Annotated in this window: 11 protein-coding genes and 1 other annotated feature; all 11 genes read left to right on the forward strand. The window is 46.9% G+C overall.

All coding sequences use genetic code 11. From position 1 onward, the window contains the following. Positions 1 to 24: 24 nt before the first annotated feature. The 11 genes from MHH48_RS15725 to nhaC all read left to right on the forward strand — a co-directional run bounded on the left by MHH48_RS15725 (position 25) and on the right by nhaC (position 13,177). Positions 25 to 2,409 carry a polyprenyl synthetase family protein gene (locus MHH48_RS15725; protein WP_076323227.1) on the forward strand — a complete coding sequence of 795 codons (2,385 nt, stop codon included), beginning with the start codon at positions 25 to 27 and terminating at the stop codon, positions 2,407 to 2,409. Between the two features lie 213 nt (positions 2,410 to 2,622). After that, on the forward strand, positions 2,623 to 3,405 hold the full coding sequence (locus tag MHH48_RS15730; protein WP_076323228.1) for an alpha/beta hydrolase: 783 nt from the start codon (positions 2,623 to 2,625) through the stop codon (positions 3,403 to 3,405). Between the two features lie 152 nt (positions 3,406 to 3,557). Beyond that, positions 3,558 to 4,421 carry an alpha/beta hydrolase gene (locus tag MHH48_RS15735; protein ID WP_076323604.1) on the forward strand — a complete coding sequence of 288 codons (864 nt, stop codon included), beginning with the start codon at positions 3,558 to 3,560 and terminating at the stop codon, positions 4,419 to 4,421. A 130-nt stretch (positions 4,422 to 4,551) separates the two neighbouring features. Then, complete coding sequence (locus MHH48_RS15740; protein ID WP_076323229.1) at positions 4,552 to 5,889, forward strand: AraC family transcriptional regulator; 1,338 nt, start codon at positions 4,552 to 4,554, stop codon at positions 5,887 to 5,889. Between the two features lie 21 nt (positions 5,890 to 5,910). Beyond that, positions 5,911 to 6,414 carry a VOC family protein gene (locus MHH48_RS15745; protein ID WP_244878886.1) on the forward strand — a complete coding sequence of 168 codons (504 nt, stop codon included), beginning with the start codon at positions 5,911 to 5,913 and terminating at the stop codon, positions 6,412 to 6,414. 512 nt (positions 6,415 to 6,926) lie between these two features. Beyond that, positions 6,927 to 8,159, forward strand: coding sequence for an RICIN domain-containing protein (locus MHH48_RS15750; protein WP_076323230.1), 1,233 nt, complete (start codon positions 6,927 to 6,929; stop codon positions 8,157 to 8,159). Between the two features lie 499 nt (positions 8,160 to 8,658). Then, the gene (locus MHH48_RS15755; protein ID WP_076323231.1) at positions 8,659 to 9,309 is read left to right on the forward strand and encodes a phosphatase PAP2 family protein; all 651 of its coding nucleotides are present in this window, start codon (positions 8,659 to 8,661) and stop codon (positions 9,307 to 9,309) included. Between the two features lie 214 nt (positions 9,310 to 9,523). Beyond that, positions 9,524 to 9,649 carry a hypothetical protein gene (locus MHH48_RS15760; protein ID WP_256720570.1) on the forward strand — a complete coding sequence of 42 codons (126 nt, stop codon included), beginning with the start codon at positions 9,524 to 9,526 and terminating at the stop codon, positions 9,647 to 9,649. 12 nt (positions 9,650 to 9,661) lie between these two features. Then, on the forward strand, positions 9,662 to 9,916 hold the full coding sequence (locus MHH48_RS15765) for a hypothetical protein (RefSeq protein WP_144023462.1): 255 nt from the start codon (positions 9,662 to 9,664) through the stop codon (positions 9,914 to 9,916). A gap of 112 nt (positions 9,917 to 10,028) precedes the next feature. Then, positions 10,029 to 10,293, forward strand: a binding site (T-box leader). A gap of 195 nt (positions 10,294 to 10,488) precedes the next feature. Further along, a complete protein-coding gene (gene asd, locus MHH48_RS15770; protein WP_076323233.1) occupies positions 10,489 to 11,574 on the forward strand; it encodes an aspartate-semialdehyde dehydrogenase in 1,086 nt (361 codons plus the stop codon). A gap of 226 nt (positions 11,575 to 11,800) precedes the next feature. Further along, a complete protein-coding gene (nhaC, locus tag MHH48_RS15775; protein WP_076323234.1) occupies positions 11,801 to 13,177 on the forward strand; it encodes a Na+/H+ antiporter NhaC in 1,377 nt (458 codons plus the stop codon). Positions 13,178 to 13,316 lie beyond the last annotated feature (139 nt).

A 13,316-nucleotide genomic window follows, 5' to 3' on the forward strand; every position in this document is an offset into this window, starting at 1 on the left:
AAAGAAGTTGAGGGATTCCATCTTATGAATGTGGCGTATACAGATTATGCCGATACGGGATATCGGCGGGCTGAACAGAAGGCAGCTCAGTATTTTGCATCACTTTATGTTCAGGTTAAGGAAAAGAGTTATGTGCCTACCCTGACAGAAGACATTCTATTGTGGAAAAGGAAGCATATTCGTCGTCCTTCATGGCTATCTTTTTTATCGCCGGGAAAGAAGAAACCGGATACCCGGGATTATCATAGATATATCGGATGGCTCCATTATACAGGTGAATTGGATAGTTATTTGGATCGAAGTATTTCCTATATTTATATGAGAGATCTGGGTATGGCTCTGGACTCGCCTGACACGAAGGCCAGAATAGGGCGCGTTGCTCACGATACCAAAAAACTTTTGCTTCGCTCCACCGGCTCGAATGGAGGAGACACGCCGGATTATATGAGTTTGGCCGGACTGTACCGGTGGGCCCAGAAGGAAGGTATCGAAGATGCCGTCATTTGGGTCATCAACAAACTGAAGCATGTGGCGACCCATATTCCGGAGGAGATGGATGCGGACCAAGCCCAACGCAAATTGATCAAAATTATCGTCGGTGTAGTTATGCACGTCATAGAAGATATGAGTGTGGAGACATCGCCTGCGGAGCGCTCGGCCCGTCTTGATGATGCCATCCGATTGGGTTATTCCTACGGGTTGACCTATCCTTTTATAGACGATCTGCTCGATTCAGGGATCTTGAACGATCAGGAGAAGGAACAATACTCCCGAATGATACGACAGGCGCTTCTCACTGGAACGGTTCCGGAGATGGGTCAGTGGAGCGGGAAAAACATGGATCTCGTTCATTTCGTTCATAAGGAGCTTCGAGATGCATTTGAGTATATTCAGGGACACCAATGCCCGGAAACGCAGCAGACTTTTTTTGAGCAGTCTAACGTGTTTTTTTATTCCCAGCATATTGACCGTATTAAGGATCTCGCCAATCCCAATTACAGCAACGAGGAATTATATCTGCCGATCATTCTGAAATCATCGTCCTCCCGATTGATCGTCCGTTCCGTCATCAGCGCGTCGGCGGATGAAGGTTTTGAGGACCGGACATTCTTTTACGGTATCTACAACCAACTGGCCGATGATTTTGCCGATATGTTTCAGGATATGGAAGACGGAGCGGTAACACCGTACACTTATTATTTAAAATATCGCGGTCAGCGTACGGATCTTATCAATCCTTTTGAAATGTATTGGGCGGTTATCTCTCACCTGATTCATAACGTGTATCACTCGGACGCCAAGACGCGAGAGGTAATGCTGGATCGGGCCATCAATGGCCTGAAGCGTTGTAAAGAACGAGTCGGGGCTGAGAAATATCATGAAATCATGGATATTTTTGCATCTGGGAACCCGGAATTTAATCGGCTCATCCAGCAAATGGTTCTAAAAGCCGATCAGGTGGATTTCTTCGATAAATTGCTGCGGGACCAGATGGTTACGGTGCTCCGAAACGAGCGGAAGGAAAAGGATCTTTTTATCGATACCTTTAAAACCGTTCGGAATGAGATCAACAACAGCTTGCAAATTGCGAAACTCCCTGGCATTCCTCCAATGAAAGAGTCGTTGATTGATGCCGCCAATTATACGCTTGAAGGGGACGGCAAACGTCTAAGACCTACCTTGACTTGGGTCATGGCCGTGAACGAATACGGACTGCGAGCTTCCGCCATCGTGCCTCTGCTAAGGTCGCTTGAATACATGCATACTGCTTCCCTGATATTCGATGATTTGCCGACCCAGGATAACGCCTCTACCCGTAGAGGGCGACCGACCTTGCATCGGGTTCATGATAGCGCCACGGCGGAAATCACCGGTTTGTTCCTGATTCAGAAGGCCATCGAAGAACAATCGTCCCTTGAAGGGTTTGATCCCAAAACGGTGCTGAAGCTGATTCAATATTCGTCCCAGCGGGCTGGAGATATGTGTTCGGGCCAGGCGATGGATTTGAATTCAAAAGGGAAGGCATTGTCCTTGGAGGAGTTGAATACGGTCTGTTATTACAAGACGGGTATCGCGTTTGAGGCATCTCTCGTTATGCCTGCCATCCTTGCTCAGGTGAAGGAGACCGAAATTGCGACACTGAAGAAATTTGCTTACCATGCGGGCATAGCCTTTCAAATCCAGGATGATTTGCTTGATGTGCAGGGGAATTTGGAGCAGCTCGGGAAACCCGGAGGACAGGATGCGGAGAACAACACATCAACCTTTGTGAGCATCTTGGGTCAGGAAGGCGCCAGTCGGGAAATGTGGGAGCATTATTGCCTGGCCATGGAGGCGCTGCAGGAGATGCCGCGCAATACGGCGTTTCTCAAGCATTTATTAAATTACATGGTAAATCGAGAGCGTTAAAGTTCTTCTATTATATTGTTCAATGTTGAGAAAATATCCCGTGAGGAAGTGTTGGCGTGAATGCCAGCACTTTTTTTGGTTCCGACATTCGTGTAGGCCCATGCGTGTTACAAGGATGGTTTTGTGCAAAAACAGCAATCCAGAAGAAATACGGCGTTTTCCCTAAAGATATAATCAATCTAACCTTACTTGGGAAGGATTGGAGCGTAATTTATGAAAACGACCATATCAAAAGACGGCACTAGTCTAGCTTACGATGTCTATGGCAGTGGACCTGCACTTGTATTTATCACAGGGGCTACATGCTTTCGTTCCTTCGAGCCTGTATTGCACGATGCCCAAGTATTCGCCCAAGCATTCACCGTTTACAACTATGACCGAAGAGGGCGCGGTGACAGTGGCAACACCTTGCCGTATTCGATGGAGCGAGAAATCGAAGATATTGAAGCTATCATTGAGGCAGCGGGTGGCTCCGCATACCTGTACGGGCACTCCTCCGGAGCGATCCTTGCCCTTGAATCCGCCATGCGGCTTGGTGACAAAGTAAACAAGGCAGTCCTGTATGACCCGGCTTATGCACACGATGAGGCAGATCAGTTGGAATTCAAAGGATTGATTCATGGGTTAAACCAGCTGCTTGAAGGGGGGAAGTATGACGAAGCCATAAGTCTATTTTTGGAGGGAATCGGTATCCCGAAGGAAGTGATTGTAGGAATGCAGCATTCGCCTCAATGGGCCATCATGACTGCACTCGCGCCTACGCTTGCCTATGATACGCTTTTAGCCAGTGACCTGCCGCCACTTGAAAGAGCGACCCGTCTGACTACACCGATCCGTATCATTGTTGGCGAGCAAAGTCCCGCATCCATGCTGGAGGTTGGAAACCAATTAAGCCGAGCTATTCCAAACACCAAAAACACGATACTAGAGGGCCAAGACCATATGCCGGATCCGGAATTGTTGCTGCCATTACTCACAAGCTTTCTTCACAAGTAGGTGAAGTGGAGAAGAAAAAAGGCTTTCCAACCGGAAAGTCTTTTTTCCATGGAGAATCGACGAAACAGGGAAGCGCAAACCGATTGAGGATAATTCGATAAATGGACTATAATCTCAGGTAAGTATGGTTTATACGAGAGGTTGTGATTCTTCTGGATCGTAAAGTGAAACGTCTGAGTGTTGGGGAAATAACTTTGGAATATACTGTTGTAGGTAAGGGTATGAATATACTAGTATTTCATGGTGGACACTCAAGCTGCATTGAAGAATTCGGGTACCAGACATTGTTGTCCTCCGGATATTCGGTCATTACTCCATCAAGAGCAGGCTACGGTAAGACTTCACCGGAACAGGACTTGAAAAAAATGTGCGGAATCTATCAAGCATTGTTAGATCATCTGAAGGTAAAAAAAGTACATATTATAGCAGTATCGGCGGGTGGACCAACCGGTATTTGCTTTGCGGCTATGTTTCCTGACCGTGTTGCAAGTTTGACACTTCAGAGTGCCGTCACTAAACCCTGGCTCAAACCCCAAGACAAAGAATATAAACTCGGACATCGTATTTTTAAACCCAGCGTTGAGAAAAAAACGTGGAACATGATTGCATTAATAAACAATATACTGCCACGAACTACATTCAAATTAATGCTGCCATCCTTTTCCAAGCTCCGTTTTAGTGAAATCCGCGAAAGACTTGATGAGAAATCATTGGAGGAATTTCGAAAAATGAATAACAGACAACGTTCCTATTCAGGATTCCTCATTGATTTGGAACAGTCACAAACCGATTATACGAACGAATTAAGGAGTATTCGTGCACCGACGCTGATCCAGCATAGTAAAAATGATAGTGTTGTCCCCTTAACTCATGTTGAGCAAGCTCAATCTTGTATTCCACATGCAGAAGCTAACGTGCTGGACTCGTGGGGACATTTGATCTGGATTGGACAACATGCTCGTCATTTTGATGAAAGACTGTTACATTTCTTATCCAGTAACCAAATTTACGAATAAGATTGCATTTCTGTTTTAAACAAATCATTCATCTCATTTTTTTGATAAAAAAGTACAGTTCTTGCTCCAAGGAATTTGGTATGATGACCTCATAGCCAATCCATACAGATAGGGGGCAAAAGAACTTGAAATGCAGAGCGGTGAAATCGTTCAACGCGCCATTGATTATATCGAAGATCATCTAACGGAATCGCTATCACTCGAGGAAATTGCCGGCGTGGCGGCCATGTCATTGCCCAATTTATACCGATTGTTTCATAGCCTGACGGGACACCCCATCAAGGAGTACATACGTAAACGCAGAATCAACGAAGCCGCCATCTGCTTGCGGGATACCGACTTGCCGACAATCGATATCGGATACCGCTGCGGATTTGAGTCCTACCAGGCATTCATTAAAACCTTCAAGAGGCTCACGGGACTGACTCCAGGACAATACCGGAGATCTCAGTTGGTTTACAGTTTCGAACGGATGAATCTGAATGAATATGTAAGCTATATGGAAGAGCGGGACTTATCAGAACGATTTCCAGAGGTAAGGGTTATCCGTCTGAATCCTCAGCAAGGGATCGGCTATCTGTTTGTTTCCGAGTTTGAGAGTGGCATAGAAACCGTGGCGATTGATCATTTTCGCGAATTATTGTCTTCATACCGTGTCGACATTAACGGCTTGAGGCTCTTCGGTTGGAACGTGGATATGGAAGGTGAAACCAAGCCATTCGGTTATCAGCTGCTCGCTGTAGACCTGATGGACCACACCGAGATGATGAAGCATCCGGAGCTATATTCCATAACGCTGGACGGCGGCCTTTATGCAGTAGCTAGATCTCCATCGGTGGCGGAAGACTGTATTCAGAACACCTGGAACCGTTTGTTCTCCGAATGGCTGCCCCGCAGTGTGTTTGAGCAAGGAAAGCATGAATTCATTGAAGAATATGCGCTGAACCGGGATCAAATCGTTCGGATGAAGCTATATCTTCCGGTGGAACGAAGTAAGCTGGTGAAGCGTATTGAAATCGTGGAGTTGTCTTCGCTTAAGGTGATGCGTTTTCGAAGAACGGGTGTAGACTGCGTCAAACAAGCGGATGAAGATTCCATTTCCTGGTTATTTCGTAATGGATTAATTGAAGATTCGCGAATTCGTGTATTCATGCACTGTGACGGTGGACTGCTGGACGAAAGCTCTTTGTACGAGGTTTATATAGCCCCTCCTGAGGAGTTTCTTGCTTCCCATGAAGAAGTCGATCTACAAGTTGAGCTGGAAGGCGGAATGTATGCCTGTCTGGAGTCAGGTGCTTATGGCACAATGACAGGTTTACTTGAAAGAGTGGATCGATGGCTCGCTATGTCAACCGAGTATAGGCCAGATCCAGCGCGCTCTTGGTTTGCGAGTTACTTACCTAAGGAAGAGGCGGACCACGGGATTTTCAAAGTGAAGTGTTATGTTCCTGTTCAAATCATGTCATAGGCTTAAGAGTGGAGGGAGTTGATGAGCCGATTGCCTATCGAAAAAGTGCAGCCGGAAGGGTATCGTCCGTTTACGACACCCCGCGTGTTAAAAATGATCCATGGAGGCAAAACAATGAACGAACAAATGCAGGATGGTCACAACCATGCACAGGCAAGCCCGATTAAGAACAAAGTAGGCAGCATTTTCATTCCGGTTCGGGATATCGAAAGGTCGCGCAGCTGGTACTGCCGTGTACTCGGAATAGCGGAAGATGATTGCCAGGTGATGAATGGTCATCTATGCCCTTTGCCCATGGAAGGAACGGGCGTGATCCTGGATACCATGCCGAAGTGGGGAGGAGATCAGCCGGGGGGAGCGCCGTCTATCGATACTCCTGCGTTCATGCTGCTGACAGAGGACCTGGAAGGATCATTAACCTACATGAAAAAGCTCGGAGTGGAACTCGTGACGGAAATTGAGCATAATCATTGGTTCGTCGTGAAGGATCCCGATGGCAACAAACTCATGATATGTCGTGAATAAGTATTGACGATATCATGTTGTCTCTAATAACCTGAATCTCCCTGCAAGAGTTCAGGTTATTGTTGTTCCGTCAGACGATAATGGGGAACATAAGGGTGAACTCATCATTACGGTTGACTGTCAACAAAAACTACAAACCGATGAGCGATATTCTACGTCAATAGAGCGGAACGATTGGTGGGAATAACAAATGTGATCGAGGGAAACTATAAGCCGGCGCTTGCAGTCGGCTTTTTCTGATAGGATAGAGATGCATATATTGTAAAAAAATATAAATTGAGGTTGATAGTGGTATATAATGGTCTTATAATGGAAATGTAAGCGTATTATTTCAAGTGTTATATCCTCGAACAACAAGTGAATCTACCATCATAGATTGGTTGTATGGCAAACAATGGTGAACAGAAAGAGAGGTGATTCGAAGCTTCAGTAGACGGTTCGCTTGAAGAACAGCTATGAGTTGCACTGGTATCCATGAAGCCATAATCCGATGATAATTAGGAGGGAACATGATGCTAAGAAAAGGAATATGTGTAGTTATACTGTTCAGTCTTCTGGTCGTTCTATTGCCTGTCAACAAAACCAATGCCGCACCGAACTGGAATTTGGTATGGAGTGACGAGTTCAACGGAACCTCGCTCAATAGAGCCAATTGGACACCGGAAATCGGTACCGGCAGCGGCGGATGGGGAAACAATGAGCTGCAGTATTATACCGACCGGGCACAGAATGTGCAGGTTACTGGCGGTAACCTTGTCATTACAGCGCAGAAGGAATCTTATGGCGGGATGAATTACACTTCTGCCCGGATCAAAACCCAAGACTTGAAGAGCTTTACTTACGGGAAAGTGGAGGCTCGGATCAAGCTGCCATCGGGTCAAGGCTTGTGGCCGGCGTTTTGGATGCTCGGAAGCAATATCAGTTCGGTTGGCTGGCCGAAAAGCGGAGAAATTGACATTATGGAACGGGTAAACAATAACCCTTACGTGAATGGTACCGTACACTGGGATGCAGGTGGGCATGCCGATTTTGGACGAGTGTCCGGCAATTTGGATTTCTCCCAATTCCATGTCTACAGCATAGAATGGGACTCTAAATATATCCGTTGGTTCGTGGACGGCCAGCAGTTCAACGAGTTCTATATTGAGAATGGAACCGGTAATACTGAGGAATTCCAGCGCCCGTTCTTTATATTATTGAATCTGGCGGTCGGCGGAAATTGGCCTGGAAGTCCGAACAATTCCACACCGTTCCCATCGCAGATGCTGGTGGATTATGTACGCGTCTATCAGGACACGGGTGCATCCAACGTGATCAGTGATGGAATTTACACGATCGCTTCCAAGGCGAGCGGCAAAGTGATGGATGTTGTGGATGTCTCCACGGCAAGTGGAGCCAAGATACAGCAATGGACTAACTACGTCGCCAATAATCAAAGATTCAGAGTAGAAAGCACCGGAGACGGGTACTACAAGCTCACAGCCGTACACAGCGGAAAAGTTCTCGACGTGCCGAGTTCATCCACATCCACTGGCGTTCAGCTGCAGCAATGGGATGATAATGGATCGAATGCGCAGCGATGGAAGATCGTTGATGTTGGCGGAGGGTATTACAAACTTGTCTCCAAGGTGAGTGGACTGGCAGTCGATGTAGCCAGTGCCTCCACAGCAGATGGGGCTGTTGTCCAGCAGTGGACGGACAATGGGACGGATGCGCAAAAGTGGACGTTCACCAAAATTAACTAAACTTGGACAAGCAGCTCCGTGAGGGGCTGCTTGTTTGTGTGAGCTTAACGGAAGCATCGAATGTTTTATGCTCGGCCGGGCCAAGGCGACGGGAGAAGCGGGTCAGCGGGGAACGATTGAGTTAGGGAAATATGCCGATTATTAATGGGAAAATCGGTTATACGCAGTAACTTATCCAATCGAGCAGTCCAGCAATGGACTTGCTCGATTTGTCTGTATGGTTGATTTTTACTGACATGAAGATGGGGTATTGACTTGAGCCTTGCTTCACGACATGGTATATTGTGAAGTTACCGGCAAATTCGTCGTGCAAAATGAGGGGATGATCTTAAGCTAAACGCAAGTGAAGATGAGAGACCATGGTAGTTATCCGGATTAACATTCAAACCATATGATATTACGGCTGAAATCGTTGGTTAATGTCAAAAACAGGTGGCGCAATTGCGTTGTTGTTTCATATATTTAAAGAGACTGAAGAGTCGAAGAAGGGAGGAAGCCAATGAACTTAAAATGGAAGTCATATCTCCCGCTGCTATGGATCCTGGCCATTCCTGTGCTCAACATTTTTTATGGTGTCTTAAACCATGCACATACGCCAGTAAAAAGCCTAGTGACGGATCTTGACACCGTGATTCCGTTTGTACCGATATTCATTATACCTTATCTGGTATGGTACCCTTTTATCATTATCATGCTGTTTTTGTTCTGTGCCAGAGATCGCAATGTGTATTATCGAACACTGTTGACCCAGTGTATTGGACTAATTGCATGTTACATTATCTTTTTCTTGTTCCAGACGACGGTAGAGCGACCGCCTCTTATGGGCACAGGGGTTCTTGATTGGTTGGTAAACCTGGTGTATAGTACCGACAATCCCTACAACTGTTTCCCAAGCATCCATGTCCTGACCAGTTACTTGATGATAAAAGGGGCAGCAGCTAGTGCAGGCTTTACAAATAAAGATCGGATTGTCGTGCATATCATTGCTTGGTCGATCATTGTTTCCACGCTATTCGTGAAACAGCATGTCCTGCTGGACGTGGTTGGTGCCATCGCATTAGTTGAGATTCTGTGGTTTGGGGTAGGAAGATTATTTTCAGCACTCCGGGCTAAGGATAGGGGAGTTATCGTCCGCGGGGAGAATATGTAGGAGCAATGAAAGTCCGGATGGAACGATAGCCGTTTAGCTTGAAGCATTATGCACGAAACCGATCGATAAGTGCCGTATTTATAGGAAAGATGCCGTCATCATATACAGTGATTATGAGATGCGGAGATCAGAAATTGGCTGAGGAAATTGCGCATGTTTGTTTTTGATGGGTAGAAACTTAAGGAGAAGAACGGGAAGCCACTGGTGGGATTACATGTCTATGCAAATGTCCGAAGTAATGTTCAGTCAGCTTATTTCGGACATGAAGGATAGGATGCCGCTGGATTTACATAAGGGTGAGACGTTAGAGGCAGAGTCGTTGATCGTTCACAGGCTGTAGGTGCTGCATGATTTGATGGAAGCGAAGCTGAGTGATCATCTTCATCCCCTCCGTTTTATTGCGACGAATAAGGAGCTGTTCTCCGATCTCTACACGCAGTTGTTCCAATGGAGCAACGAGTATAAAGATGATTCCATGACTGGTCGGATCCAACATGTTTTGGGCTGCGATCACCCGTTGTTGAATCAATACATATTATTAAGAACGAGAATGGAAATGACGATACACCGGGAAATGGAACTTGAAGCACTGCGACTTCAGCCATAAATTGGTTCCAACAGGTATCGATTGGAGTAACAGCTCCTGAAAACAGCCGAGTTTTCCGAAAATTTTATAAATAAGGTTTACCACCGAAATGGTTTTATATATAATAATCATAACAAATGCGATGAAGAGACGAGTAAATAAACGAATTCTTGTACAGAGAGCTCCGGCAGCTGAAAAGGGGCAAAGCGTTCTTTATTGAAAAAAGACTCAGAGCAGCACACGGAACCCTCATATAGAGGAGGATGGTGTGCCAGGAGCTCCTGTTACAGAGCTAGAGTATCTGCATTACCGTTCAATGCCGTACTCGATGAGGCGAATATGGTGACATATTGGCAAATTTGGGGTGGTACCGCGAGTATAACAATCTCGTCCCTAAGACTTATGGTCTTGGGGGTGGGATTTTTTTATATCACAAGAAAGATGAAGGTTGAAGGTAGGAAGCCTACACGAATCGCGCCGGATTGAATAGTTATCTAGAAGAAGCTCATTTACTGCATGCTTTTGTCCGTACGGTTGATCAGAGTCGATGTATGGGGAACATGACGCCACGATTGAAAGGATATGAGTAACGAATGTCAGAAAAACTTAAAGTCGGTATTGTTGGTGGAACGGGTATGGTGGGTCAACGTTTTATGCAATTGCTGGATGGGCATCCATGGTTTGAAGTCACTTCCATTTCAGCCAGCAGAAATTCAGCCGGCAAAACGTATGAAGAATCCGTTCAGGGCCGCTGGAAGCTTGCGACGCCAATCCCCGAGCAGGTGAAAGGCATTATCGTGCAGGATGCTTCGCAAGTGGAACAGGTAGCAGCTGAGGTTGATTTTGTTTTTTGCGCGGTTGATATGAAGAAGAATGAGATACAGGCATTGGAAGAAGCTTATGCCAAAACGGGTACGCCCGTCATTTCCAATAATTCCGCTCATCGCTGGACGCCTGACGTTCCGATGGTCATCCCGGAAATTAATCCGAGTCATATAGACGTGATTGCCGCACAGCGCAAACGTCTGGGAACGACAACCGGGTTCATCGCGGTGAAGCCGAATTGCTCCATTCAGAGTTATGTACCGGCGCTTCACGCTCTGCTTGACTACAAACCCACCCAAGTTGTTGCCTCCACCTATCAGGCGATTTCCGGTGCCGGTAAGAACTTCACCGATTGGCCGGATATGCTGGACAATGTGATACCGTATATCGGCGGGGAGGAAGAGAAGAGCGAGCAGGAGCCGCTGCGCATTTGGGGCAGCGTTGTGAACGGTGAGATCGTGAAAGCCCAATCGCCATTGATTACGACGCAGTGCATTCGCGTTCCCGTAACCGATGGCCACTTAGCCACCGTGTTTGCATCGTTCGAGAACAAACCTTCGATGGATGAAATCCTGGACCGCTGGCGGCAGTTTAAGGGAAGACCGCAAGAGCTGAATCTCCCAAGTGCGCCTAAGCAGTTCATTACGTATTTCGAAGAAGAGAATCGGCCGCAGACGAAGCTGGACCGTGATATCGAGCGCGGCATGGGCGTATCGGTAGGCAGACTGCGCGAGGATTCCCTCTACGATTACAAATTCGTAGGACTCTCACATAATACGCTGCGCGGTGCGGCAGGCGGAGCTGTTCTAATCGCCGAACTGCTGAAAGCCGAAGGTTATATTCAAGCGAAATAATAACCATACTCGTTTAAGACAAAGGCGACTGCTTGATGCAGTCGCCTTTTTTTTATGCATTGTTCATGGTTCGTACATTGACGAAGTTCGTATTTATCGTATATAGTGTAATTCGCGCTTCAATGCAAAGAAGCCGAAAAGCATAAAAGCGAAAAAGCTCATCGATATAAAACAAGCGGACGGGAAGGAGCTTCCGTCACGACCATGTATAAGGAGTCTTAGCACCATGGAACGACATCTCAGTTTCTCAAAAAGCATCATTCTTATAGCGGTTATACTGGCAGTACTATTTGTCTCCATTTTTCTTCTTAAGGCAGAGCCGCATATTCCGCTCCTGGCAACGACCGTGGGTATCGCTGCCTTGCTGCGGTTGTTCGGGTTTTCTTGGAAGCAGCTCGAATCCGCGATCATTCAAGGCATTCAAACGGCGATTATGCCGATTCTCATCCTTTCGCTCATCGGCATTCTCATTGCAGTATGGATGATGAGCGGTACCGTCCCGACCATTTTATACTATGGAATGGATTATATTGAACCGCATTATTTTGCCGTGAGCGCTTTATACGTGACGATCGTGGTGTCGATGTTTACCGGAAGCTCCTTCACGACAGTCAGTACGGTTGGCGTGGCTTTTATGGGGATTGCTGTAACGACCGGGATTTCTCCGGCCTTGGCAGCAGGAGCGGTGATCTGTGGGGCTTGTTTCGGGGATAAAATGTCGCCGCTGTCCGACACAACGAACTTTGCTCCGGCGGTTGCCGGCATATCCTTGTTCACCCACATTGGCAATATGATCTACACCACGGTGCCGGCACTAATCGTGACAACGGTCTTTTTCCTGCTTGCACCAACGGCGAATACCCTGGATTTAACCTCGATAAATCAAATCAAGGCTGCTCTGAATGACGGATTCCATATTCATTGGCTAACGTTGCTATCGCCGCTTGCGGTCATTGCCTGTTCCATCAAGCGGATTCCGATCCTCCCTACACTCATTGTCGGCATTGTTACCGGACTCATCGTAACGGCCTTCGTTCAGCAGCAGTCGGCAGTCGATGTTTGGTTCAGCGTCATGCAGAGCGGCTACAAGAGCACGATAGCCAACGAAACCGTGGCTTCCATTGTCAACCGCGGCGGATTGCAATCGATGATGGGGTCCGTTTCGCTGATATTGATTGCGTTATCCTTGGGAGGGCTGCTTCAGCATTGCGGCGTCATTGAAGCCTTCTTCCACAAAGTCATGCAGCCGCTGAAGCGGAAGAGCAGCATTGTCCTGATGACAGGGGCATCCTCCATTGCGGTAAATGGCATGACGGGCGAACAATATTTATCGATCCTATTGCCTGGTCAAATGTTCAAGGAGGAATATGTCCGCCGAGAAATTCCGGCGAAGACGTTGTCCCGTACATTGGAGGATTGTGGTACGCTTGTTAACCCACTGATTCCATGGGGGGTAAGCGGCGCCTTCTTCGCTGCTACGCTTGGAATCCCGGTCATTGAATATGCGCCGTATGCAACTTTCTTGTGGTTAAGCCCACTCTTTACGTTTGCCTATGCGTTGATACCTCGATTGCAGCGGAACTCGCTAGGAAGGAAGTTATGAGGATTACCCAATAAACATAGATCATGTGCTTGACCTTGCCTCCTGGATAGGGGGCAGGGTCTTTTTGATTATAGCGATTCATACCCAACCTGTTCTTTGATTTATTTGATACGATGGATATATGCAAGCCAACATCGTA

It is taken from the genome of Paenibacillus sp. FSL F4-0100 (assembly GCF_037993005.1).
In the GTDB taxonomy this organism is placed as follows: Bacteria; Bacillota; Bacilli; order Paenibacillales; family Paenibacillaceae; genus Paenibacillus_AQ.